The following is a 22,747-nucleotide window of genomic DNA, read 5'->3' as shown; positions in this document are numbered from 1 at the left end:
GCTGAGCGCTAGCGAGGCGCGGTCATGAGCATTCTTTTAGTCGGTATTTCGCATCGGAGCGCGCCCGTCTCGATTCTGGAGAAGGTCGCGATCACCGATGCGGACCGGCCGAAATTGATCGATCGACTGCTCACCTCCAGCCACGTGTCCGAGGCGATGATCGTCTCCACCTGCAATCGCGTCGAGGTCTACACCGTGGTGGACGCCTTCCACGGTGGTCTCGCCGAGGTCGGCGAACTGCTCACCAAACATTCCGGACTGCCGCTGCCGGATCTGACCAAGCACGCCTATGTCCGCTACAGCGAGGCCGCCGCCGAACACCTGTTCGCGGTGGCCAGCGGTCTGGATTCGATGGTGATCGGCGAGCAGCAGGTGCTCAGCCAGATCCGCGGCGCCTACGCCTCCGCCGATGCCCAGCAGGCCGTCGGGCGAACCCTGCACGAACTCGCACAGCACGCACTGCGCGTCGGCAAGCGGGTGCATTCGGAGACCGGTATCGACCGGGCCGGTGCGTCGGTGGTTTCGGTCGCCCTGGATCGGTCGCAGCAGGTGCTCGGCTCGCTCGCCGGGCAGACGGCCGTGGTGCTCGGGGCCGGAGCGATGGGCGGACTCGCGGTAGCGCATCTGTCGCGGGCGGGCATCGGCCGCATCATCGTGGTGAATCGCACGTCGTCCCGGGCCAAACGGCTCGCCACGACCGCGCGCAGTCACGGTGTCGAGGCGCATTCGATGGAACTGTCGCGCCTGACCGAAGCCATGGCGGCTGCCGATGTCGTCATCACCTGTACCGGCGCGGTCGGCGCGGTGGTGACGCTGGCCGATACCCACCGCGCACTCGCCGAACGCGAGCGCGCCAGCGAGGTCGAACGGCCGCTGGTGTTCTGCGATCTCGGTCTGCCGCGCGATGTGGAACACGCCGTTGCCGGACTGCCCGGCGTCACCGTTATCGATATCGAGACATTGCAGCGCGATCCGGCGGCCGGTGCGGCCGCCGACGATACCGCGGCCGCTCGCTCGATCGTCGCCGACGAACTCGCGAAATACCTTGCGGGCCAGCGCATGGCGGAGGTCACCCCGACCGTCGCCGCCCTGCGCCAGCGCGCGGCCGAGGTGGTCGAGGCCGAATTGCTGCGCCTGGATTCCCGACTGCCCGGACTGGCCGATCCAGAACGTGACGAGGTGGCGCGCACCGTCCGGCGCGTGGTGGACAAGTTGCTCCACGCGCCGACGGTGCGCGTCAAACAGTTGGCCTCCACGCCGGGCGGCGATACCTATGCCGAGGCGCTGCGGGAATTGTTCGAGCTCAAACCCGGTGCGGCGCAAGCGGTTGCGGCTCCGATGGAGCTGAGTTCGATCAGCGACGAGCACACCGCGATTCGCTTCCTCGGCGATGTTTCGGTCGACCCGCAAGCGATCGTCGGCGGCAGCGAGATCGCGCTGGCCGACGACTTCACCGCCGGACACCGCGGCGAAGAACAGGGGCAGACGGCATGACAGTCGTGCAGGAAGAGGAAAACGTGACCGCAGGCAGCAATCGCGTGCCATGGCGGATAGGCACCAGAGGCAGTTTGCTCGCCCTTACCCAGGCGGGCACCATCCGCGACAACCTGATCGCGGCCGGACACGAGGCGGAGCTGGTGGTCGTCAAGACCCCGGGCGATCTGTCCTCGGATCCGGTGCAGCAGATCGGTGTGGGCGTTTTCACCTCGGCACTGCGCGACGAACTAGCTGCCGGAAATATCGACATCGCGGTGCATTCGTACAAAGACCTGCCGACCGCACAGGATCCGCGTTTCACCATCGCCGCGATCCCGCCGCGCGAGGATCCGCGCGACGCACTGGTCGCGCGCGACGGTCTGGTACTCGGCGAACTGCCTGCCGGCGCCAAGGTCGGCACCTCGGCGCCGCGCCGTGCGGCCCAGCTGCGTGCCCTCGGACTCGGCTTGGACATCGTGCCGCTGCGCGGCAATCTCGACACCCGGCTGCGCAAGGTCAGCGCGGGCGAGTTGGACGCGGTCGTGGTGGCCAGGGCCGGACTGGCCAGAATCGGTCGGCTCGACGTGGTCACCGAGGCGCTCGAGCCGGTGCAGATGTTGCCCGCGCCCGCACAGGGTGCGTTGGCGGTCGAATGCCGCAGCGAAGACAGCGAACTGATCAAGGTGCTGACCGACGAACTAGACGACGCCGCGACCCGTGCGTCCGTCATTGCCGAACGGTCGTTGCTGGCCGAACTGGAGGCGGGTTGCACCGTGCCGATCGGCGCGATCGCCGAGGTCGTCGAATCACTCGACGATGACGGCAGAATTATCGACGAACTCTCGCTGCGCGGTTGCGCGGCGGCCGTCGACGGCTCCGATGTATTGCGAGCCTCCGTGGTCGGCGCTCCGGAGCGCGCCGCGGAGCTCGGCCGCGAGTTGGCCCGGGAACTGCTCGATCTGGGCGCCCGTGAGTTGCTCAGCACGCCGGAAGCAGCGGATAACCCGCGCACTGACTTTTCCAATTCCAGCCCAATGGAGAAAAACCAATGAGCGAGCGCAGCGAGCGAATCAAGAGCACAGCGCCTTCGGGCATGCCCGTGCCGAGCGCTAGCGAGGTACGGGCATGAGCCGAGCGCACAAGAAGCATCCAGGTCGGATCCTGTTTGTCGGGTCGGGGCCCGGCGACGCGGCACTGCTGACAGTGCGTGCGCGCGAGGTGCTGGGGCGGGCGACATTGGCATTCACCGATCCCGATGTCGACAAGGGCGTGCTCGCCCTGATCGGTATCGCGGTCGAACCGGGCGAGGACGGTGAGCGTCCGGTGGACGTACGGCCCGCGCTCGGCGATCCCGCTGAGGTGGCCAAGACGCTGATCGCAGAGGCCCGCGGTGGCCACGACGTGATCCGGGTAGTCGCGGGTGATCCGCTGACCACCGATTCGGTGATCGCCGAGGTCAATGCGGTGACGCGCTCGCATATGGTCTTCGAGGTGCTGCCGGGGCTGCCCAATGGTTCCGCGGTGCCGAGTTTCGCCGGTATCGCGCTCGGCTCCGGACACACCGAGGCCGATGTGCGCGGTGAGGTCGATTGGGCCGCACTGGCCGCCGCACCCGGCCCGCTGGTGCTGTCGGCGACCTCGGGTCATCTGGCCGAAACCGCGAGTGCACTGGTCGAACACGGTATGGCGCCGCAGACCCCGGTCGCGGTGACGGTGCGCGGCACCACCCGCCAACAGCGCACCATCGAGGCCACCCTGGCCACGCTCAATAGCGCGGCCTCGGAATTGGTTGGCCCGCTGGTGGTGACGATCGGCAAGGTGGTCGCACAGCGGTCGAAGATGTCGTGGTGGGAGTCGCGGGCACTGTACGGCTGGACCGTGCTGGTGCCGCGCACCAAGGATCAGGCCGCCGAGATGAGCGAGCGGCTGGTCACCCACGGCGCCATCCCGATGGAGGTGCCGACTATCGCGGTGGAGCCGCCGCGCAGTCCGGCGCAGATGGAGCGCGCGGTCAAGGGGCTGGTCGACGGTCGCTACCAGTGGGTGGTGTTCACCTCCACCAATGCGGTGCGAGCGGTGTGGGAGAAGTTCGCCGAATTCGGTCTGGACGCACGGGCCTTCTCCGGTGTGAAGATCGCCTGCGTCGGTGAAGCCACCGCGGATAAGGTGCGCTCGTTCGGCATCAACCCGGAGCTGGTGCCGAGCGGCGAACAGTCCTCCGAAGGCCTGCTCGCCGACTTCCCGCCCTACGACGATGTTTTCGACCCGGTGAACCGAGTCCTGTTGCCGCGCGCGGACATTGCCACCGAAACCCTGGCCGAAGGCCTGCGCGACCGCGGCTGGGAAATCGATGACGTAACGGCCTACCGCACCGTGCGCGCCTCGCCGCCGCCCGCCGAGACCCGCGAGATGATCAAGACCGGTGGCTTCGACGCGGTGCTGTTCACTTCGTCCTCCACGGTCCGCAATTTGGTCGGTATCGCGGGTAAACCGCATGCGCGCACCATCGTTGCGTGCATCGGCCCGAAGACCGCCGAGACGGCCATCGAATTCGGGCTGCGCGTGGATGTGCAGCCGGAGGTCGCCCAGGTCGGCCCGCTGGTCGAGGCGCTGGCCGAGCATGCGGCTCGACTGCGCGCCGAGGGTCTGCTGCCCCCGCCGCGCAAGAAGAGCCGCCGCAGCCGCTAGATATCCGTGGCATACCTGGTTGGGCGGCGAGGGCAGGCTTTTCCACGCGACCTGAAAGCAATCGCTAGCTGACCTTTTCGAGCGGCCTGCGAGCAGTCGCTAGCGGGAGCCCCTCGCCGTGCAAGAAGAGCCGCCGCAGCCGCTAGATATCCGTGGCATACCTGGTTGGGCGGCGAGGGCAGGGCTTTCCGAGCGGCCTGCGAGCAGTCGCTATCTGATCTTTTCGAGCGGCGTGCAAGCAGTCGCTAGCTGACCTTTCGAGTGACCTGCAAGCAGTCGCTAGCGGCGGCCCCTCGCCGCACAACCGGAGCCGCCGCAACCGCCGAGCTCCGTTGGTCAGCGGCTGTAGCGCATCAGGGTCCGCACCAACCGGCAGGTGGTGTCGGACGGCGGGCGGATATCGATGAGTTCGGCTGTGCGCCGGATCTTTTCGTTACTGGCCTGGCTCGGCAGATAGATTCCGGAGTCCAGCAGGGCGATGGTCAGCCGCATGGCCTTGAGCCGCCGATTGTGCGAGATGTACCACTTGCGCGGTCGCCCGGCGGGCAGCGGCCGCTTCTGCAGCGGAACATAGGGCCGATCAATAACCTTCGACTTCGGTGCGGTGTTTGGCACGTTGGCGTCCTCCCGTCGCGATCGGGAACCGGAGCGATCCCCTCGAACACAGCTTCGATTTTACTCCTACCCACCGACAAAAACGCCCGCTCACAAGGGCTTTCGGACGCTGCGGTCAACTGCGGTGATTCCGGTACCCCGCGTTCGAGCCGGACACCTCCGGTACGGTGTGCCCGGTTGTGAGACGGGTGGTACTCGGCGACGAGATGGTGTGCCCGGCAGTCGATGCGGTGCCCAGCTGTGAGATGGGGTGATGCCCTGCGGCGAGATGGGGTGATGCCCTGCGGCGAGATGGTGTGCTCGGCTGTGCGATGTGGTGCTCGGCAGCGAGATGGTGTGCCCGGCAGTGCGATGCGGTGCACGGCGGTCAGATGGTTGTGCTCGGCTGTGAGATGGCGTGGTGGCCTGCGGCGAGATGGTGTGCCTGGCTGTGCGATGCGAGGCCCGGCTGTGAGATGGCGTGGTGGCCTGCGGCGAAATGGTGTGCCTGGCTATGCGATGCGATGCCGGCTGTGAGATGGCGTGGTGGCCTGCGACGAGATGGTGTGCTCGGCAGTGCGATGTGGTGCTCGGCAGCGAGATGGTGTGCCCGGCAGTGCGATGCGGTGCTCGGCTGTGCAATGCGGTGCACGGCGGTCAGATGGTTGTGCTCGGCTGTGAGAAGGAGTGGTGGCCTGCGGCGAGATGGTGTGCCCGGCTGGGAGATGCGCTGCCGGCGGCGAGACGAGCGCCCGGTCGGTGATTTGTTCGCAGTGTGCGTTCAGAGGCCGTGTAGGAGTTCGAGCGCTTGGGGGTGGCGCAGCGTGGCGGCGCGCTCGAGCCAGTAGCGGGCGTCTTTGTGCGCCTTGGCTTTTGCCGCGGAATTGTCTGTGTGCACGGGTTGTTGTTCGCGCAGGAATCGCGCGAGCTGGAACATCGAATCGGCATCTCCTGCCTCGGCGCCGCGGCGCAACCACCGCTCGCCCTCGACCCAGTCGCCGTGGTCGAGGAAGATCGCGCCGAGCACGGCCATGGCGTCATCGCGACCGCGGCGGACCGCCTCGGTCAGCAGCGTGACCGCCCTTTCGATTTCACCATCGCGCGCCAGATACACCCCGAGCGTGCGCATGGCCGTTGCACTTCCGGCGCGCACCGCACGCTCGTACCAGTGCCGCGCCTCATTGTCGACACCGCGACGACTCGCGACAACGCCCATATTGCACAGCGCTTCCGGCAGCCCGTCCTCGGCCGCTGGCAGGAACCACAGCTCGGCGGCGTCGAGATTCCCGCGCTCCAAATACAACGTGCCCAACTGCTGATCCGCCCCTGGACAACCCGCCGCGATCGCGAACTCGAGCCAGCGAATCGCATCCGAGATCCGGCCATCGGCGGCGAGCAATGCGCCCAGGCCCGCCATGGCCGGTCCGCTGCCGTGAGCGGCTGCGCGTCGGAACCATTGCTCGGCCTCGGCCGTGTCACCCGCCTCGGATAGCCGCTGCGCCAACTGGAGAATCACCCCCGGATCCCCGCCGCGCGCCAGTCTGCGTAGACCCTCCCAATCGGTGGGTCGCCGCGGTGGCATCGCGAATTCGGTCATCACGTACTCCTGGAACAAGACCGGCCACTCCCCACCATCATGCGCCCCCCCGCACCGCACTCTTCGAGCATCGGTAAATCACCGGCGACCACCGGCTGGTCCGCAGTGTCGCGCAGCGGGCTTATCGAATCCTCGACACATCCTTAACGTGGATGATGTGGCGTCCTCCGATCGGCCGCTTGCGGCTCGCATTCGCGCCGGGCGTATCGTGCGGTTATGACCGGATTGGACCGCCCGCGGCGGTTGCGCCGCACCCCCGCCCTGCGTCGTCTCGTGGCCGAAACAACTCTCGAGCCACGGCAATTGGTGCTGCCGATGTTCGTCGCCGATGGACTGGAGGAGCCGCGTGAGATCGGCTCCATGCCCGGCGTGCAGCAGCATTCGATGGATTCGCTGCGCAAGGCGGCGGTCGAGGCGGTCACCGCGGGTGTGGGCGGGCTCATGCTCTTCGGTGTGCCGCTGCCCGAGGACAAGGACGCCACCGGCAGCAAAGCCAGCGATCCCGATGGGATTCTCAACCGGGGTCTGCGCGCGCTCGCGGACGAGGTCGGCGATTCGACGGTGGTCATGGCCGATACCTGTCTGGACGAATTCACCGATCACGGGCACTGCGGGGTGCTGTCCGCGGACGGAGCCGTCGATAACGACGCAACCCTGCATCGGTACGTGGAGATGGCGCTCGCGCAGGCCGAAGCCGGTGCGGATCTGCTCGGTACCAGCGGCATGATGGACGGTCAGGTCAGCGCGATCCGGCGCGGGCTGGACGCGGTCGGGCGCATCGATACCGGCATCCTCGCTTACGCGGCGAAGTACGCCTCGGCGTTCTACGGTCCGTTCCGTGAGGCGGTTGCCTCCTCGCTGGAAGGGGATCGGCGCAGTTACCAGCAGGATCCGGCGAATCGCCGCGAGGCGATCCGGGAACTGCAGTTGGATCTGGCCGAGGGCGCGGACATCGTGATGGTCAAGCCCGCGATGTCGTATCTGGACATCCTGCGTGATGTCGCCGACCAATCGACGGTGCCGGTCGCCGCGTATCAGATCTCGGGCGAATACGCGATGATCACCGCTGCCGCCGAGCGCGGCTGGATCGACCGCCGCGCCGCCATCCTGGAATCGCTGATCGGCATCCGCCGGGCCGGCGCGGATATGGTGCTCACCTACTGGGCGACCGAGGCCGCGCACTGGCTGTCGTGACGAATCCGTCCAGACCCGAGGCTCCGGAGTCGGAGTCCGGCAGTCCGAAGTCGTTGGAGTCGGAGTCGACGCCGCAGTCATCCTCCGAGCCGGGTGGTTCGAATTCGCTGGAGCGTGGGTCGGGCCGGGCGAAGTCGCCCGGTGCGAATCCGCAAGGGGCGGATGCTCCCGGGCTCGATCCTGCGGAGTCCGTTCCGGAGGGTCCGCTTTCGGCTGGGGTGTATCGGTCCGGGCCGCGGGGTGCTGAGTCGGGTGAGGCGTTGTCGCAGGGCGCCGATGCGCACAGGCCTGGAGTGGATGCGCCGGGGATCGATCCTGCGGAGCCCGTTCCGGAGGGTGCGCATTCGGTCGGGACGTATCCGTCTGGGCCGCAGGGTGCTGGGTCTTCGCAGGATGCCGGGTCGGCCGGGCATGGGGAGCCTGAATCGAACCCACCCGGTCCGAGGCCGATGGGAGCGGAGCCGCACGGTTCGGGTCCGGCTCGAGTGCATCCGCCCGGTCCGAGTCCAATGGGGGTGCACGATCCGGCGGAGGCGGATCCGTATGGCCCTGGTTCCGCGGGAGCGTATCCGCCTGGGCCGCAGCCGCAGGGTGCGATTCCGCCGGGGGCGTATCCATCTATGCCGTATCCGCCTGGGCCGCAGCCACAGGGTGCGATTCCGCCGGGGGCGTATCCACCTATGCCGTACCCGCCTCGGATGTATCCACCAGGACCGCACCCGAACAGGCCAATTGTCGGGCCGCCGCGGCTACGGCCCGAACCTCCGGAGGATATTCGGACGGCCCGGCAATTGTGGTGGGGCGTAATTGCGTTCGGCGTTCTGCAGATGATCGGGTCGGTCGTCGCGGCGTTTCAGCAGCGCAAGGATTTCGCGCAGAAGATGTTCGACCAGGTGCATGTCAGCGATCCGAATTTCACGATGGCCAATGCCGAGCTGATGGTTTCGTTGGCCTTTGTGGTCGCCGTGGTGCTCGGGTTGGCGCTGGCCGCATTCGCTTTGTTGTTCGTGCACCAGCTCGTGCGTGGAAAGCTATGGGCGCGCACGCTGCTGAACGCAGTCGGCGTCTGGCTCGTGTTGGTCGCGGTGGGCACGCTGTTCGCGCTGGAAGCGGTGACCGGGGCGGCCTCGCTGCTGGCCGGTGGTGCGGCGATCGTGCAGGGCGTGCTGGCGGCGGGTGCGGTGTATCTGAGTCACCGTCCGGACTCGACCGCGTACTTCCAGATGAATCGCGGGTGAACGGCGGCTGGAGCGGTCCGCGAGTTTGTCAAGAAATCGGCAGCATGTATCGTGAGGGTTGTCACAGAGGACATGGGAACCGGAAGTCATTTGTCACGCGTTGACTTACGTTTTGTAAGTACGTCGAGCAGATGGCTCCGGGAGATCGGAGGCATCGATGCGAGTGGTGATCCAACAGCCGCAGAGCATTCGACGAGATCTGCTCGTGCTGAGCCTGCTGGTCCTGTTCGCATTGGTCACCGTCGCCGTGCTGCTGTTGCCCGGCGCGGTCGGCTGATCAGGAGCCGGATGTCGATTCCCGTCGCCGCGCTCGGCGCGACCGGGGGCATGTTGTGACGGCTTCTGGAGCTGGCGCGACCATCTTGTTCGCCGAACCGGGCGCGCGCTGGCGTTCAGTGGCCTACGGGCCGTTGTTGTGCCTGATCGTGTTGATTCTGGAATTGGTGACCGCTGACCAGGTGCACTGGTTCGCCCTCATTTTCTGTGCCGCGCTGATCGCGGGTTTCGTTGTCCTGCAGGTAATCGCGGGGCAGCGGCACGTGAGCGTCGAGCTGACCCCCGACACGCTGCGCGAGGGCACCGAGACCCTGCCACTGGCGTCCATCGACGCGGTGCTGCCGGAGCGGGACGAGGACACCTGGGATGATGAGGACTGGGAATCGGCGCGTTCGCTCGGCGAACTGAGTGGAGTGCCACGCCGACGCAAGGGGATCGGGCTGCGGCTCGTCGGTGGTGAACTGGTGCAGGCGTGGGCGAAGGACCACCGCGGATTGCGGGCCGCGCTCACCGAAGCACTCGGCGGGACCGAAGTCGATCCGTCCACGCGGACCGAGGAAATCGAAGACAGCGAGAACGGAGCGGAGCGTTGACGCGCTTGATCGCGATCGGTGATCGGATGCTTGCGGCATTGGTCGAATTGACGCTCGCGCTCGGGTGTGCGGTCCTCGCGGTGGTGAGCTGGCGCAACGGGCTGATCACCACCACCTTCGCGCCGTCGGGCGAGGTGCCCGGCTTCGACTCCACCCGCTACAGCGCGCCGTGGTTGGTGCTGGCCACTTTCCTGATGATGGTGGCTGGTGTGTTCGCGATCGATGCCGTCGCGCGCACGGTGCGTGCCGCGGGTTCGCGCTGAATCAGGGCAATCACCGGCGATCCAGATCGCCGCGCCTGTTCGGTCGCGAATTTTGCGGGATGATCGCGGGCATGATGCCGATAATCCCATCGTTTTCGCTACTCAATCTGCTGCCTGTCCCGTTGGCCTGTCTGCTGACAACCGGCTTCGCCTTGTTCTGCGTCGGCGTCACCGCGTAGCGCCGTATCACGCTCGGGCGCAACGGCCGGTACGAGACGTGCCCTGGCGCATCGGCGGCGACTGCACTACCGTGCAAGTGCCGCAGCCGCAAGGTGCATCGGTCGGCATTCAGTGAATACTGTTGTGGCCGTTATGCTTTCGGCCGGTATCCGAATGGTGTCGACTGGGAGAAATGCTTGTGATTCGTTTTGCCGGGAAAGTGTGCGCTGCGGTGGTGGTGGCAGCCGCGATCGGGGCGGCGCCCGCATGGGCCGCGCCGGGACTGCCGCTGGAGCCCGCCGCCCAGACCGACACTCAGACCGAGGTGTCCCAACCCGCGCCGATCTTCGTGCCCGATTCGGGTTCGGCGGGTGTGTACAACAACTTCATGTGCCAGCTGCACACCATCTCGGCTTCGGCGCCGTGCATGTACACCTGAGTTCCCGCTAATTCCAGCTCTGATAAATGTCGAGCATGCGGCCGTCCTTCGTACCCGGCGCATTGAGGTACAGGGTGACGGTGCCGTCGGGATGGCTGGCCGCCTCCATGATGACCTCGCGCAATGAGGCGTGCACTCCGCCGTTCTCGTCGCGGTAGATCTCGGTGTCGCTCTTGAGCCCGGCGCCGATCCGGTTGAGCGGTACCACCATGGTGATCAATGCGGGCACTGGTCCATCGCCGAGGGCCGTGGTCTCCTCGTGATTCAGATGCAGCCCGATCCGGTCGGGCTGGCTGACCGGATCTGCGGCGGCTGCGGTCCCGGCGCCGAAGGCGACGGCGGCGGTGAGCGCGGCGAAGAGCGTGGCGCTGATGACGGCGAACCGCATTGGACCCTCCCGATGGGCTAGATGGTGCGACGACCCACCGAGATTACGCATCAGTAATCGGTCGGCGACCGATATCGGCCCCAACCATGATCGGCGTGTTGCACTGAAGAGGCTGCGGTGCGTGCGGTCTGCGTCACTCGACTACACCCTGTCGTCGACTCGTTCCAATCGGGCTGAGACACTGGACGTCGTGAGTTCTTCTCCGCGCGCGACCAGGGCATCGGTGCCGGTCTCGGCTCAGCTCTTCGACCGGGCCGTTTCGGTGATTCCGGGTGGTGTGAATTCGCCGGTGCGGGCCTTCAAGTCCGTCGGCGGCACACCACGATTCATCGCATCGGCCAAGGGCTACACACTCACCGATGTCGACGGCAACGAATATGTCGACCTGGTGTGCTCCTGGGGGCCGATGATCCTCGGCCATGCGCATCCCGAGGTGGTCGAGGCGGTGCAGCGCGCGGCCGTCGGCGGACTATCCTTCGGCGCGCCGACCGAGGCCGAGATCGAACTGGCCGAGTTGATCGCCGAACGGATGGCGCCGGTCGATCGGGTCCGACTGGTCAACTCCGGCACCGAGGCGACCATGAGCGCGGTCCGATTGGCCCGCGGCTACACCGGTCGCTCCAAGATCATCAAGTTTTCCGGTTGCTACCACGGCCATGTGGACGCTCTGCTCGCTGATGCCGGCTCCGGTGTCGCGACGCTCGGCCTGCCGACCTCCCCCGGAGTCACCGGCGCGCAGGCCGGCGACACCATCGTGCTGGCGTATAACGACATCGAGGCCGTTGCCGCCGCATTCGCCGCGCATCCGGGTGAAATCGCCTGTGTGATCACCGAGGCGGCCGCGGGCAATATGGGTGCGGTCGCGCCGCTGCCCGGGTTCAACGAGGGCCTGCGCAAGCTGACCGCCGATGCTGGCGCGCTGCTGATCATGGACGAGGTGATGACCGGATTCCGGGTGAGCAGGTCCGGCTGGTTCGGCCGCGACGGTGTCGCCGGTGATCTCTACACCTTCGGCAAGGTGATGAGCGGTGGTTTGCCTGCCGCCGCATTCGGCGGACGCGCCGAGATCATGAATCACCTTGCGCCGCTTGGTCCGGTGTATCAGGCGGGCACCCTGTCCGGGAACCCAGTCGCCGTCGCCGCTGGGCTCGCCTCGCTGCGTGCCGCCGATGACGCGGTGTACGCGGCACTCGATCGCAATGCCGAGCGACTGGGCGGCTTGTTCACCGAGGCACTCGGTGCCGCGGGGGTCGAGCATCAGGTCCAGTTCGCGGGCAATATGGTGAGCGTGTTCTTCGCCGACCGTCCGGTCACCGACTACGCCACCGCCAAAGCCAGCCAGACCTGGCGTTTCCCCGCCTTCTTCCACGCACTGCTCGACGGCGGTGTGTACGCGCCGCCGAGCGCGTTCGAGGCATGGTTCGTCTCCGCGGCGCTCGACGAGGACGCATTCGACCGTATCGCCGCCGCCCTGCCCGCCGCCGCACATGCGGCCGCGGCCGCCACCCCCGAAGGATCCCGCGCGTGAGCTCCGACCAGCCAGATTCAGAAATGCGCGAACTACCAGATATCGCCGTCGACAACGCGGAAGCCGCTGTCGCATCCGATGCCGGTGCGTCCGAGCAGTCGAGCGCTATCGACGAATCCGGCCTTGCCGCGCAGCCCGGCGACGCTGCCGCATCCGGTGTCACCGCCGAGGCCGTCGGCCGGCCTGATTCCGACGAGACCGAAGAGTCTGTCGCCGTCGCGTCGCCACGTACCTCCGGCACCGTCACCCGTCCGCGCGGTGCGGAGTCGGTCCACGCGGTCGATGACGATTCAGTCGAGACCATCGTGCATGTGCTGCGACACGGCGAGGTACACAACCCGAAGGGCATTCTCTACGGTCGCCTCCCCGGGTTCAGCCTGTCGGTGACCGGTCGGTCGCAGGCCGGTGCCGTCGCGCGGTCGCTGGCCGATCACGACATCGCACTGGTGATCGCCTCGCCGCTGCAGCGTGCGCAGGAGACCGCCGAGCCGATCGCGCGCCAGCACGGGCTGCTCGTGCGCACCGACGAGAACCTGATCGAGGCCGGTAATACTTTCGAGGGCCTGCGGGTTTCGGTCGGTGACGGTGCGCTGCGCAAGCCGAGGCACTGGTGGAAGCTGCGCGACCCGTTCACCCCGTCCTGGGGCGAACCGTATCTGCAGATCGCGCACCGCATGCTGGCCGCGGTCAATAAGGCCCGGGTCGAGGCGGCCGGCCACGAGGCGGTGCTGGTTTCGCATCAGCTGCCGGTCTGGACGCTTCGGCGGTTCCTGCAGGGGCAGCGGCTCTGGCACGATCCGCGGCACCGGCAGTGCTCGCTCGCCTCGCTGACCTCGCTGGTCTATCAGGGCGACACCCTCGTCGACATCGTCTATTCCGAGCCCGCCGGCGGTTCGGATCCCGCGGTGCACGGCGCATGAGAACTTCTTCCCGGCCGTCGGCCCGGCGTTTCGCGCCGGTCCTGCTCTCGTGCGTGGCCCTGGTGGCCGCGCTCGTGGGTTGTTCGACCGGGAAGGATGCGGTGGCCTCCGGCGGAACGTTCGAATTCGTCTCGCCCGGTGGCAAAACCGATATTTTCTATGATCCGCCCGCCGCGCGTGGCACCATCGGCAAGCTCGCCGGGCCGGATCTGATGACCTCGGGCAAGACCACCTCGGTCGCCGACTTCCCGGACAAGGTAGTCGTGCTCAATCTGTGGGGGCAGTGGTGCGGGCCGTGCCGCGCCGAGGCGCCCGCGCTCGAAAAGGTCTACGAGGCAACCAAGGACAGGGGCGTCGTCTTTCTCGGCATCAATGTCCGTGATTTCCAGCAGGACAAGGCGCAGGACTTCGTCGTCGACAACAAGGTCGGTTATCCGTCCGTCTACGACCCGTCCATGCGCACCCTGCTCGCGCTCGGCGGCAACTTCCCGACCAGTGTCATTCCCACCACGCTGGTGCTGGATCGGCAACATCGGGTCGCCGCTGTCTTCCTCCGCTCGCTCTTGGCGGAAGACCTCCAACCAGTTGTCGAACGCATTGCGGCGGAAGGTTCGCAGTGACTCGTTCGGCCCCATGCCGTAATTACGTCCCGCTCGATAGCGAGCGGTAGGAAGGTGCAATCGTGAATCGCGATCGCCGTACTCGTAGCCCGCGTGCCTGTCGCCCGCGGCAGGCCGCCCGTCTCGTTCGCGGTGTCTGGACGGTCGATGACCGGTGGGTCGGCGTTGCCGCCGTACCGCGCAGCGCCGCAGCCGATTCCATGATGGACTTCGCACCGGAAGCCGCACCGGTGCCCGAGCGAGCTGATCGACCCCCGGTGGAGTCCGACTGATGGTGCTTGCCGCAGTTGGTGATTCGTTCCAGCAGACGGCGGCGACGGGGCCGCTGTTATTGGCGCTCGGTGCGTGCGTACTGGCCGGACTGGTCTCGTTCGCCTCGCCGTGTGTGGTGCCGCTGGTACCGGGTTACCTGTCCTATCTGGCCGGGCTGGTCGGCGCCGAAGCGCCGCCCGCCACTGCTGTGCAGGCCAAAAGCCTTGGTGGCGCAGCGGTTTCGGTGGATAGGGCTGCGGCACGTACGGGTCGGATCCGAGTGGCCGGTGCGGCCGGTCTGTTCGTCGCGGGCTTCACCGTGGTGTTCGTGCTCGCCACCGCAACGGTTTTCGGCGTCATCCAGACCTTGAACGTGAATCGAGAACTGCTGCAACGGGTCGGCGGTGTGGTCACCATCCTGATGGGTCTGGTGTTCATCGGTCTGGTCCCCGCGTTGCAGCGCGATACCCGGATGGAGCCGCGCAGGCTCACCGGTATTGTGGGCGCTCCGCTGCTCGGTGCGGTCTTCGCGCTCGGTTGGACGCCGTGTCTCGGGCCGACGCTGTCCGGGGTGATGGCGGTTTCGGCCGGGACCGAGGGCACGACGGCCGTGCGTGGAGTGGCGCTGATCGTCGCCTACTGCCTCGGCCTCGGCCTGCCGTTCGTGATCCTGGCCTTCGGGTCGGCGAGCGCGTTGCGCGGGGTCGGTTGGCTGCGGCGCAATTCGCGCACCATTCAGATCATCGGGGGCATGTTGCTCGTCGCGGTCGGGATCGCGCTGGTCACGGGCGCGTGGGACCAGTTCGTGGCCTGGGTGCGCGACGCATTCGTTTCCGAGGTGACCCTGCCGATATGACCGTGCTCGACAAACCCGAGGCGCCGGTGACGCCGCCGAAGCAGTCTCTGCTCGGGCGTGCCTGGGCGCTCGTGCGCAATGCCTGGCGTGGGCTGACCAGTATGCGTACCGCTCTGGTTCTGCTGTTCCTGCTTGCCTTGGGCGCGATCCCGGGTGCACTGCTGCCGCAGCGAAATCTCAATGAGGGCAAGGTCGATCAGTACATCGCCGACCGCCCGACACTCGGGCCGTGGATGGACCGGTTCCAGCTGTTCGACGTGTTCTCCAGCTTCTGGTTCACCGCGATCTATGCGCTGCTGTTCATTTCGCTCGTCGGCTGCATTCTGCCGCGCTGTCTCGACCACTATCGCGCACTGCGCACCCCGCCGGTTCGGGTGCCGCGCAACCTGTCGCGACTGCCGCACCATTACTCCGAGACGATCGACGGCACCCCGGATGTCGTGCTCGAGCATGCGCGCAAGGAATTGCGCGGCTGGCGGACGGAGGTGCGCGAAGGCACTCGCGACGGTGAGATAACCCTCTCCGCGGAGAAGGGGTACACCCGGGAACTCGGCAACCTCGTCTTCCACCTGGCCCTGGTCGGGCTGCTCGTCGCGATCGCGGTCGGCAAGTTGTTCGGTTACGAGGGCAGCGTGATCGTCATCGCGAACAACGGTCCCGGCTTCTGCACAACCTCGCCCGCCGTCTTCGACTCGTTCAAGGCGGGCAATATCAACGACGGCACCGGTATGACGCCATTGTGCGTACGCGTCAAGGACTTCAACGCCGACTATCTGCAGAACGGCCAGGCCGAGATGTTCACCTCGCATATCGAATACCAGGCCGGAGGCGATCTGCAGCGCGACACCTGGCGCGATGCGCAGATTCAGGTGAACCATCCGCTGCGCGTCGCGGGGGACCGGTTGTACCTGCAGGGTCACGGTTTCGCGCCGACGTTCACCGTGACCTTCCCGAACGGGCAGACCCGAACCGAATCGGTGCAGTGGCGGCCCGATAATGCGCAGACCTTCCTGTCCAGCGGTGTGCTGCGGATCGATCCGCCCGGTGGCATGTACGCGACCGACGAAGAGCGCCGCAAGAACCAGATCGCCATCGAGGGCCTGTTCGCGCCGACCGCGCTTTTGCACGGGAGCCTGCTCACCTCGTCGTTCCCGACGATGAACGATCCGGCCGTCGCGGTGGACGTCTATCGTGGCGACACCGGTCTCGATACCGGTAAGCCGCAGTCGCTGTTCGCGCTGGATCCCGAACAGGTCAAGCAGGGGCGACTGACCAAGGAGGCCAGGGTCAACCTGCGTCCCGGCGAGTCGACGACGCTGCCGAATGGCACCAAGGTCACCTTCGACGGCGCGCAGGAATTCGTGAATCTGCAGGTATCGCACGATCCGGCGCAGCAGTGGGTGCTGGTGAGTGCGCTGGCCATGATGGCAGGGTTGCTGGTGTCGCTGCTGGTGAAGCGGCGACGCGTCTGGATCCGCGGCTACCCGGCCGATGGCGAAGCAGGTACCGTTGACAAACGACGCACTGTAGTAGAGATGGGCGGGCTCGCCAGAACCGATCAGGCGGGCTGGGGCAGCGAATTCGACCGCCTGCGCAAACGCCTGCTCGATGACCGATCCGCCACGGGAGAGTGACCATGCCGATCGACGAGACCATCGCCCAGTACAGCGATCTCGCCTTCAAATCGGCGATCGTCGTGTACGCGCTGGTGCTGGTGCTGCTGATCGTGCAGTACGCGGCGGCGCGCACGCAGAAGGTCGTCGCGCGTGAACTGGTGACCGCGGGTGGTGGTTCCGATCGTCCGGCAGGGCCCGGCCGGGTCGAGACGCCGCAGGCCAAACCGTTCGCCGAACGCGCTGGCAATATGGCGTTCTCGGTGCTGTTCGTCGCCATCGTCCTGCATGTGACCTCGATCGTATTGCGCGGCTTCGCGACCCACCGCTTCCCGCTCGGCAACATGTACGAATTCGTCACCATGGCGACCGCTGCGGCCGCGGTGGTCGGCATGGTGTTCCTGCGCGAACAGCGCTACCGCTCGATGTGGGTCTTCCTGCTCGTCCCGATTCTGATCCTGCTGTTCCTTGCCGGCACCGTGCTCTACGCCGACGCGGCACCTGTCGTGCCCGCACTGAAGTCGTTCTGGCTGCCCATCCACGTCACCATCGTGAGCATCGGCAGCGGCGTCTTCCTCGTCTCCGGCATCGCCAGCCTGCTGTTCCTCTATCGCCTGCGCCAGCCGGAAGGCGCCGAATCCGACAACATCCTCGGCACCATCGCCCGCCGCCTCCCCGATGCCCGCACCCTCGACCGCCTCGCCTACAAGACCACCATCATCGGCTTCCCCCTCTTCGGCGCCGGCGTAATCCTCGGTGCCATTTGGGCCGAAGCCGCCTGGGGCCGCTTCTGGGGCTGGGACCCGAAGGAAACTTGCTCCTTCATAGCTTGGGTGTTGTACGCCGCCTACCTCCACGCCCGCGCCACCTCCGGTTGGCGCGACACCAAAGCCGCGTACATCAACGTCGCCGGTTTCGTCGCGATGCTCTTCAACCTCTTCATCATCAACATTGTGATCAGCGGCCTGCACTCATATGCCGGGCTGAACTGAGGATCAAAAAAGTTGCTCTGAGCTGCTGATTACCGATTGTCGGCGGAGTCGCCGCCCGAGGTGGTCGGCGTCTCGGTACGCAGTGAGTACGCAGTAGATTGCAGCCGGTCCCGTAGTACGCCAGCGACCGCGGTTCGCGTGGATTCGTCCGCGTCCGGCCAAAGGTGAGCGTAGTAGCGCAATGTCGTCACAGCGCTCCCGTGGCGAACTCGGGTCTGAACCGTCTTGATGTCGGCGCCCTGGCTGATCAGGAGGGATGCGTAGTAGTGGCGGAGGTCCTGGAAGCTGAACCCTTCCGGGAGTCCGGGTATCTCCTCCTTTATGCCGCGCAGGTTCCATCCGATTACCCAGGGGGACACCGGCTTGCAGAGTTCGTCGCACACGAGGTTGTCGCCGGATCGAGCGGCGGATGCCTTGAGCATGTCGACCAGCTCGGCGGGAATCGGCACAGGGTTGTAGCTGGCCTTCGTCTTGAGCGGCTTGTCCGGCCACTGTCGTTGCGGGTAGACCATGGCGCCGTCGAAGTCGACATCGTCGAAGCGGAGGCCCGCCGCTTCCGCGATCCGAAGCCCGACGAATGCGCCGAGTAAGACCGCGGTTCGTAGGTGTCGAGGCATCGCGTCGTGAAGTGCCCAGACTTGTTCGGTCGTCGCGACATAGACTTTCTGCTGTCCGGCCTGCGGGGACGTCCGCCGCGAGCATGGGTTCCGAGCCAAGAGCCCGTCATGTACAGCGTCGCCGAGGATCTGGGACAACCGGCTGTGCAAGGAGTAGACGTAGCTGTCGGCGAGCCCCTCGGCTTTCAGCTTCGCGGTCCATTCCTTGACCGCGGAGGGCCGCACCGCCGACAGCTGAGTGCTACCGAACTCGGCGTTGATCTTCCGCACATGCCATTTCGCGAGTTGAACGGTGTTGTCGCGCTGGTTTGCGTAGCCTTTCAGCCACGCCTCGCACCACTGCGCGACTGTCCGTTGTGCGTCTCGAGGTCGGACATGGGTGCCCTGAACCAGCGCGGAGACTTGGCCGTCGAGCCACCTTTGCGCATCGGTCTTGCGTGCGAATCGTTTGGTGTGTTCGCGCCCTGTGTCGTCGACGTAGCGGGCGCGCCACCGTTTGCCCTTGCCGTCGAGCTTCGACGGAACGCGCCGGACCGTGCCGTCTGGCTGGCGTTCGTCCTTGGTCCAGAGGTCTTCGACTCCGGCCCGGCGGTTCCGTCGTGCGGTCATGGTTACGCGGCCCCTCCGGTCTTGGCTTCCTGCTCTTGGATCCAGTCTTCGATGACGCTCAGGCGCCAGACGCGGCGGCGGCCAAGTTTGAAGCTGCGGCGCCCGATGTCGTTTTCGATGTGTGCCCAGTAGCGCCAGGTGGCGGCGGGGATGCCGGTGAGTGCTTCGCAGTCGTTGGCTTGCAGGAAGCGTTCGGTGCGCATGGTGGAGTCCTCGTTTCGGTTCGGTGCGTGGCGCACCGGGAGCGGTGCGTGGGGTGTCACACCTGGTGCGCTGCTGGCACGTGCGGTGCGCTGGGTGGTGCATGGTCTGTCACATCTGGTGCGTTGCGTGGTGCATGACGTGTCACCGGTGTGTGTCGCGGCGGGACCGGTACGCATCGGTGTCACGTGGCCTGTACCGCGCTGGTGGGTGTCCCTTGCGTGGTGTTCCATGGGTTCACCGCCCGCCAACAACACGATGAGCAGGGGTTTTGCCGTCACTCGGGGTGCGATCATGCAGCAGGTCATCGAGGCCGATGACCTCGAATTCCAGATCCGAGGCCACCGTCGCGGCGGCGCGGTACACGGTGTCACGGGTCAGTGCACCGCCGTAGACGTAGAGCAGTCGGGTGCATCCGTCGTGCGCACCGCGCTCGGCGGCGTGGTAGATCCTGTGCGCCAGTCGGCTCGAGTCGAGGCCGTAATGAGTGATGTCGACCTTCACCGCGCACGGCCCGCCGTCGTGGCCGATGCGCATCGTGCGGCCGTCGTAGGGGTAGTACGCACCGCGCTGCGCAGTGTCGGTGTGGGGGCGGTAGCGCAGTTCGCGTTCGGACTCCCAACCGTGGAATGTCGTGGTGCGCAGCGCGATGCGGGTGCGGGCGATGGCGCGGCCGCGGGCAGACCACAAGCGGGAGGGCTTCCAGTCCGGGAGCGAGTAGCCGAAGTAGCCGGTGACCGCGCGGCGGGTCGGCACGATCCACTTGGGTCCGGCACCGACGCGTAGCAACGGATGGACCAGGCCCGCCTGGTGCAGTGCCTTGGCCAGTTCGTAGGCGTGGTTGCGGCCGGTGCCCAGGAACTCGGCGAGCACGTCGACTTGCATGGCCCGCTGCTGCACCAGCCCGTCGAGGGCGCGGGTTTCGCGGTCGGTGCAGGCGTCGCGGTGTCTAGTTTTCTGGACAGCGGTGGGGGTCATTTCGCCTCCTTCGGGGTCGATCCGCCGCGACGGCGGCGGCGATGGTTCGGGTTCGGTGTTCGGCCGGCGGCCTTCATCCGGGCGCGGGTGGTGCGGAATTTCTCCCATTCCTCGTCGAAGTCGCCGACCGCGAACAGCACGGCTGGTGCCAGCTCACGCGGGAGTCGGTTATGGGCGGCGTCGACGACCTTGTGCACGTCCTCGCCGCGGCACAGGTACAGCAGCCCGACCATGGGCGGATCGGCGTCGCGGGCGGCGTAGAGCGCCCCGCGCAGGGCCTTGTCCATGTTCTTGACGCTCTTGGCGGTCAACTCGACTTCCAGTGCCCACCATCCGTAGGTGCCATCCACGACACCGAGGAATCGACCGTCGTGGATGTGGCCGACGTCGCGTCGGCGGCGTGAACCGCCTTGGCGGGCAGCGACTTCGGCGTCGTGGCGCAACCGACGCTCCGATATCCACGCCTCGGGGTCGGCGCCGACGAGCATCACCCGCGCCATCGCGACGGCTCGATAGTGCTCGCAGTGGTTATTGGTCGGGCGCCACAGTGTGGCGGGCATCCAGCCCAGGAAGCTGCCTGCGGTTTCCCGCGTCGGCACCAACCACTTCTCCCCCGCCTGCACCTCGAACAGCTGCGGCAGCATCAACCGGTCCTTACGCAATTGCTGCGCCAGCTCGTAAACGTGCGGCAAATCCATGCCGAGCGCCCAACCGAGCACATCCAACTGCATCCCGTACATGTCCACCACCAGCGCGGCGGCCGCGTTCACCCGTGCGTTCACGCGGGTTTCGCGTTTGTCGCTGAGCAGTCGCCGCACGGTGGTGCGGGGGAGGCCGACCAGGTCGCCGATGTCACCGTGCGTGCGGCCCTGTTCATGCAGCGCCGCGACTTCCCCCAGCACGGATTCGACGACCTTGGCGGAGACGTTGAGTGCGTCGCGGATGTCCTCGTAGGAGGCTCCATCAGCGCGCATGTCGCGGATGAACCGGTCGCGCCCGGTGGTGCTGCCCCTCCTCTTGTGGTCCCTCCGGCGGCCGGGAGTTTCGTAACCGGCACCAGCGGTACTGGTTTCGCTGTTACGAAACTGCGGGCCTGAGGCCGTTTCACCTTGACGGGTCGTTGTCATCGGATGGACCTCCTTCCTGCATGAGTAGACGAATTACGTTGTCCACCAAGGACACCGGGACGGCGATGCCTAAGAAAGGCCAAACGATGGGACATAAATGGGCCATTTTCGGAAAGGGGCTCATCGGCTGCGTTCCACACCGTGCCGATGTGGCCGCTCGGTGGCCTGGGCCTGGTCGCGATCGGTAGCGTGCTGCTCGCGCCAGGCTGCGCGGGCATCGGCGACGACCTGGCTCATTTCGCGTTCGTCGGAAAGGTCGTTCATCCACCGACGCACGGCCGAACGCTCCGCGTAGCCCTCGGTGCCGCGTCCGAACTTCTCCTGTTGCTGCTTGAGACTCATGGAGCGGCTCTCCTGCGCGGTGACGATTACGTCACCGCCGAGACCCGTACCGAACCACCGCGAGCGGCCGTTGCTGCCACCGCTGGACTGCGAGGAGGGATTTACACTGGACATGCTTCAGGGACTCCTATCCCATCTGAAGTGGATGAATGCTGAAGCAGCTGCGAACTGCTTCGGTGCTTGGCTCCCCGGTGACTGCGAATCACCGGGGGCCTTTCTTTCGAGCCTTTCGTTTATACCCCCTAAACAACATGGCACTGTTGGTTCGCGTTGATTTAGTGGGTATAAACACGAGGATACGTCGGTCTGCGGCAGCGAGTCAACACCCCCTAAACTCATGTTCTATGACCGAGCGCGATGAGTTCGATGCGGTGCGGAGCGACCCGGACCCGCTGCGACGAGGACGGCGCGCGGCGGAGCTGATCACGGTCTACCAACAGCGGGCCGCTGAGCTGGCGCGTTTGCGGCGGGCCGCAATTGACGAAGCGCACCACACGCTTGGTCTCAACTACACCGACATCGCGGCGCAGCTGGGGATCACGAAGGGGCGTGTCACCCAAATCAGGAACACCGCACCGCCACAAGAGCGGGCGTTTTTCGGCGTAGGGCCTGTGTCGATCGGAATACCTCGCAGGTACGGGATGGAAGAAGGGCGCGAACGCCCGTTCTTCGACGCGGTCGACATGGTTTCGCAAACGACGGTCGAAGGCATCCTGAACCGTCTGTCGATCGCATCGTCTCGCCAGGCGATCGAACCCACGGCCGAGACCGTGCCAGAGGGAGACTCAGTAGTCATTTGTGGTCCGAAGTCCGCGCCGGTGGCGCGGACACTACTCGCGGACGATCCTGTTCTGAGCTTTGTGCAGGTCGGCGGCGGTCGATGGTGGATCAAAGGTGAGGAAGCCGCCGCCGGCGCCTGGTTCGACTCTCCATATCGTCGCGCTGATCCCATCCGGTCGGATGTCGGCTACTTTGCGCGGCATGTATCGCCGTCGAGGGTGATCGTTCACGTGGCGGGGATAACCAGTGTGGGATCGCTCGGCGTCATTCACTGGTTGGACCAGAACCTGCCGATGCTTTTCATGGGCAACGAGAACAACTCCGTAAGTGGAGTCGTTCAGTGCGAGTTCGACGACCAGTTCGCGGTTGAGTCGAGCCGTCTGGTCGCTGGCCCCTACGCTTGGTGA

Annotated in this window: 24 protein-coding genes; 16 read left to right on the top strand and 8 right to left on the bottom strand. The window is 66.3% G+C overall.

Going from position 1 to position 22,747, the window contains the following annotated elements; genetic code table 11:
• The first annotated feature begins 24 nt into the window (after positions 1 to 24).
• The 3 genes from ACIBG0_RS17265 to ACIBG0_RS17255 all read left to right on the top strand — a co-directional run bounded on the left by ACIBG0_RS17265 (position 25) and on the right by ACIBG0_RS17255 (position 4,164).
• Positions 25 to 1,494, top strand: a complete 1,470-nt coding sequence (locus ACIBG0_RS17265) for a glutamyl-tRNA reductase (protein ID WP_397033503.1) — start codon at positions 25 to 27, stop codon at positions 1,492 to 1,494.
• Entirely contained in the window at positions 1,491 to 2,528 is a 1,038-nt protein-coding gene (hemC, locus tag ACIBG0_RS17260) for a hydroxymethylbilane synthase (protein WP_397033501.1), read from the top strand. Before ACIBG0_RS17265 ends, hemC begins: the two co-directional genes overlap by 4 nt.
• A 73-nt stretch (positions 2,529 to 2,601) precedes the next feature.
• A complete protein-coding gene (locus ACIBG0_RS17255) occupies positions 2,602 to 4,164 on the top strand; it encodes a uroporphyrinogen-III synthase (RefSeq protein WP_397033499.1) in 1,563 nt (520 codons plus the stop codon).
• A gap of 336 nt (positions 4,165 to 4,500) precedes the next feature.
• Here ACIBG0_RS17255 and ACIBG0_RS17250 read toward each other — a convergent pair whose 3' ends face one another.
• Together ACIBG0_RS17250 and ACIBG0_RS17245 are read right to left on the bottom strand one after the other, a co-directional pair.
• Positions 4,501 to 4,779: a hypothetical protein gene (locus ACIBG0_RS17250; RefSeq protein WP_397033498.1), complete on the bottom strand. Its 279-nt coding sequence runs from the start codon at positions 4,777 to 4,779 to the stop codon at positions 4,501 to 4,503.
• Positions 4,780 to 5,539: 760 nt separating this feature from the next.
• Positions 5,540 to 6,355, bottom strand: coding sequence for a tetratricopeptide repeat protein (locus ACIBG0_RS17245; protein ID WP_397033496.1), 816 nt, complete (start codon positions 6,353 to 6,355; stop codon positions 5,540 to 5,542).
• A gap of 216 nt (positions 6,356 to 6,571) precedes the next feature.
• Between ACIBG0_RS17245 and hemB the strand changes: the two genes are divergently transcribed.
• From hemB to ACIBG0_RS17220, 5 genes are all read left to right on the top strand, one after another.
• A complete protein-coding gene (hemB, locus tag ACIBG0_RS17240; RefSeq protein WP_397033494.1) occupies positions 6,572 to 7,549 on the top strand; it encodes a porphobilinogen synthase in 978 nt (325 codons plus the stop codon).
• Positions 7,550 to 8,376: 827 nt separating this feature from the next.
• The gene (locus ACIBG0_RS17235; RefSeq protein ID WP_397033492.1) at positions 8,377 to 8,787 is read left to right on the top strand and encodes a hypothetical protein; all 411 of its coding nucleotides are present in this window, start codon (positions 8,377 to 8,379) and stop codon (positions 8,785 to 8,787) included.
• Between the two features lie 332 nt (positions 8,788 to 9,119).
• A complete protein-coding gene (locus tag ACIBG0_RS17230; protein WP_397033490.1) occupies positions 9,120 to 9,656 on the top strand; it encodes a hypothetical protein in 537 nt (178 codons plus the stop codon).
• Positions 9,653 to 9,919 (top strand): hypothetical protein, encoded by a 267-nt coding sequence (locus tag ACIBG0_RS17225; RefSeq protein WP_397033488.1) that lies wholly within the window; start codon positions 9,653 to 9,655, stop codon positions 9,917 to 9,919. The genes ACIBG0_RS17230 and ACIBG0_RS17225 overlap by 4 nt, the downstream gene beginning before the upstream one ends.
• 352 nt (positions 9,920 to 10,271) lie before the next feature.
• Positions 10,272 to 10,517 (top strand): hypothetical protein, encoded by a 246-nt coding sequence (locus ACIBG0_RS17220; RefSeq protein WP_062983729.1) that lies wholly within the window; start codon positions 10,272 to 10,274, stop codon positions 10,515 to 10,517.
• A gap of 7 nt (positions 10,518 to 10,524) precedes the next feature.
• On the opposite strand, the gene ACIBG0_RS17215 is transcribed toward ACIBG0_RS17220, so the two are convergent.
• On the bottom strand, positions 10,525 to 10,905 hold the full coding sequence (locus tag ACIBG0_RS17215; RefSeq protein ID WP_397033486.1) for a hypothetical protein: 381 nt from the start codon (positions 10,903 to 10,905) through the stop codon (positions 10,525 to 10,527).
• A gap of 190 nt (positions 10,906 to 11,095) precedes the next feature.
• On the opposite strand from ACIBG0_RS17215, the gene hemL reads away from it, so the two are divergent.
• From hemL to ccsB, 7 genes are all read left to right on the top strand, one after another.
• Positions 11,096 to 12,433 (top strand): glutamate-1-semialdehyde 2,1-aminomutase, encoded by a 1,338-nt coding sequence (gene hemL / locus ACIBG0_RS17210; protein WP_397033484.1) that lies wholly within the window; start codon positions 11,096 to 11,098, stop codon positions 12,431 to 12,433.
• A 302-nt stretch (positions 12,434 to 12,735) separates the two neighbouring features.
• Positions 12,736 to 13,353, top strand: coding sequence for a histidine phosphatase family protein (locus ACIBG0_RS17205; RefSeq protein ID WP_397034061.1), 618 nt, complete (start codon positions 12,736 to 12,738; stop codon positions 13,351 to 13,353).
• Complete coding sequence (locus ACIBG0_RS17200) at positions 13,350 to 13,973, top strand: TlpA disulfide reductase family protein (protein ID WP_397033482.1); 624 nt, start codon at positions 13,350 to 13,352, stop codon at positions 13,971 to 13,973. Before ACIBG0_RS17205 ends, ACIBG0_RS17200 begins: the two co-directional genes overlap by 4 nt.
• A 62-nt stretch (positions 13,974 to 14,035) precedes the next feature.
• Complete coding sequence (locus tag ACIBG0_RS17195; protein WP_397033480.1) at positions 14,036 to 14,245, top strand: hypothetical protein; 210 nt, start codon at positions 14,036 to 14,038, stop codon at positions 14,243 to 14,245.
• Positions 14,245 to 15,081, top strand: coding sequence for a cytochrome c biogenesis CcdA family protein (locus ACIBG0_RS17190; RefSeq protein WP_397033478.1), 837 nt, complete (start codon positions 14,245 to 14,247; stop codon positions 15,079 to 15,081). Before ACIBG0_RS17195 ends, ACIBG0_RS17190 begins: the two co-directional genes overlap by 1 nt.
• Positions 15,078 to 16,715 carry a cytochrome c biogenesis protein ResB gene (locus ACIBG0_RS17185; RefSeq protein ID WP_397033476.1) on the top strand — a complete coding sequence of 546 codons (1,638 nt, stop codon included), beginning with the start codon at positions 15,078 to 15,080 and terminating at the stop codon, positions 16,713 to 16,715. The genes ACIBG0_RS17190 and ACIBG0_RS17185 overlap by 4 nt, the downstream gene beginning before the upstream one ends.
• 2 nt (positions 16,716 to 16,717) lie before the next feature.
• Positions 16,718 to 17,686, top strand: a complete 969-nt coding sequence (gene ccsB, locus ACIBG0_RS17180) for a c-type cytochrome biogenesis protein CcsB (protein WP_397033474.1) — start codon at positions 16,718 to 16,720, stop codon at positions 17,684 to 17,686.
• Between the two features lie 29 nt (positions 17,687 to 17,715).
• Here the strand turns inward: ccsB and ACIBG0_RS17175 are convergent, their stop codons facing one another.
• The 5 genes from ACIBG0_RS17175 to ACIBG0_RS17155 all read right to left on the bottom strand — a co-directional run bounded on the left by ACIBG0_RS17175 (position 17,716) and on the right by ACIBG0_RS17155 (position 21,674).
• The gene (locus tag ACIBG0_RS17175) at positions 17,716 to 18,912 is read right to left on the bottom strand and encodes a tyrosine-type recombinase/integrase (protein ID WP_397033472.1); all 1,197 of its coding nucleotides are present in this window, start codon (positions 18,910 to 18,912) and stop codon (positions 17,716 to 17,718) included.
• Between the two features lie 2 nt (positions 18,913 to 18,914).
• On the bottom strand, positions 18,915 to 19,115 hold the full coding sequence (locus ACIBG0_RS17170) for a helix-turn-helix transcriptional regulator (protein WP_397033470.1): 201 nt from the start codon (positions 19,113 to 19,115) through the stop codon (positions 18,915 to 18,917).
• A gap of 235 nt (positions 19,116 to 19,350) precedes the next feature.
• Complete coding sequence (locus ACIBG0_RS17165) at positions 19,351 to 20,091, bottom strand: hypothetical protein (protein WP_397033468.1); 741 nt, start codon at positions 20,089 to 20,091, stop codon at positions 19,351 to 19,353.
• The gene (locus tag ACIBG0_RS17160) at positions 20,088 to 21,065 is read right to left on the bottom strand and encodes a hypothetical protein (protein WP_397033467.1); all 978 of its coding nucleotides are present in this window, start codon (positions 21,063 to 21,065) and stop codon (positions 20,088 to 20,090) included. The genes ACIBG0_RS17165 and ACIBG0_RS17160 overlap by 4 nt, the downstream gene beginning before the upstream one ends.
• A 273-nt stretch (positions 21,066 to 21,338) precedes the next feature.
• Positions 21,339 to 21,674: a hypothetical protein gene (locus ACIBG0_RS17155; protein ID WP_397033465.1), complete on the bottom strand. Its 336-nt coding sequence runs from the start codon at positions 21,672 to 21,674 to the stop codon at positions 21,339 to 21,341.
• Between the two features lie 230 nt (positions 21,675 to 21,904).
• On the opposite strand from ACIBG0_RS17155, the gene ACIBG0_RS17150 reads away from it, so the two are divergent.
• Complete coding sequence (locus ACIBG0_RS17150; RefSeq protein WP_397033464.1) at positions 21,905 to 22,747, top strand: sigma-70 family RNA polymerase sigma factor; 843 nt, start codon at positions 21,905 to 21,907, stop codon at positions 22,745 to 22,747.

Origin of the sequence: Nocardia sp. NPDC050630, assembly GCF_044457245.1 — a bacterium.
GTDB lineage: Bacteria > Actinomycetota > Actinomycetes > Mycobacteriales > Mycobacteriaceae > Nocardia.
The sequence above is the reverse complement of the archived record's forward strand: the minus strand, read 5'-3'. Positions and strand labels throughout refer to the sequence as shown.

Bases quoted from the DNA above. Each gene is read 5' to 3' on its own strand.
- ACIBG0_RS17265 (WP_397033503.1), top strand. From the start codon at position 25: ATGAGCATTCTTTTAGTCGGTATTTCGCATCGGAGCGCGCCCGTCTCG.
- hemC (WP_397033501.1), top strand. From the start codon at position 1,491: ATGACAGTCGTGCAGGAAGAGGAAAACGTGACCGCAGGCAGCAATCGC.
- ACIBG0_RS17255 (WP_397033499.1), top strand. From the start codon at position 2,602: ATGAGCCGAGCGCACAAGAAGCATCCAGGTCGGATCCTGTTTGTCGGG.
- ACIBG0_RS17245 (WP_397033496.1), bottom strand. From the start codon at position 6,355: ATGACCGAATTCGCGATGCCACCGCGGCGACCCACCGATTGGGAGGGT.
- hemB (WP_397033494.1), top strand. From the start codon at position 6,572: ATGACCGGATTGGACCGCCCGCGGCGGTTGCGCCGCACCCCCGCCCTG.
- ACIBG0_RS17235 (WP_397033492.1), top strand. From the start codon at position 8,377: ATGATCGGGTCGGTCGTCGCGGCGTTTCAGCAGCGCAAGGATTTCGCG.
- ACIBG0_RS17220 (WP_062983729.1), top strand. From the start codon at position 10,272: ATGCTTGTGATTCGTTTTGCCGGGAAAGTGTGCGCTGCGGTGGTGGTG.
- ACIBG0_RS17215 (WP_397033486.1), bottom strand. From the start codon at position 10,905: ATGCGGTTCGCCGTCATCAGCGCCACGCTCTTCGCCGCGCTCACCGCC.
- ACIBG0_RS17200 (WP_397033482.1), top strand. From the start codon at position 13,350: ATGAGAACTTCTTCCCGGCCGTCGGCCCGGCGTTTCGCGCCGGTCCTG.
- ACIBG0_RS17190 (WP_397033478.1), top strand. From the start codon at position 14,245: ATGGTGCTTGCCGCAGTTGGTGATTCGTTCCAGCAGACGGCGGCGACG.
- ACIBG0_RS17185 (WP_397033476.1), top strand. From the start codon at position 15,078: ATGACCGTGCTCGACAAACCCGAGGCGCCGGTGACGCCGCCGAAGCAG.
- ccsB (WP_397033474.1), top strand. From the start codon at position 16,718: ATGCCGATCGACGAGACCATCGCCCAGTACAGCGATCTCGCCTTCAAA.
- ACIBG0_RS17175 (WP_397033472.1), bottom strand. From the start codon at position 18,912: ATGACCGCACGACGGAACCGCCGGGCCGGAGTCGAAGACCTCTGGACC.
- ACIBG0_RS17170 (WP_397033470.1), bottom strand. From the start codon at position 19,115: ATGCGCACCGAACGCTTCCTGCAAGCCAACGACTGCGAAGCACTCACC.
- ACIBG0_RS17165 (WP_397033468.1), bottom strand. From the start codon at position 20,091: ATGACCCCCACCGCTGTCCAGAAAACTAGACACCGCGACGCCTGCACC.
- ACIBG0_RS17160 (WP_397033467.1), bottom strand. From the start codon at position 21,065: ATGCGCGCTGATGGAGCCTCCTACGAGGACATCCGCGACGCACTCAAC.
- ACIBG0_RS17155 (WP_397033465.1), bottom strand. From the start codon at position 21,674: ATGTCCAGTGTAAATCCCTCCTCGCAGTCCAGCGGTGGCAGCAACGGC.
- ACIBG0_RS17150 (WP_397033464.1), top strand. From the start codon at position 21,905: ATGACCGAGCGCGATGAGTTCGATGCGGTGCGGAGCGACCCGGACCCG.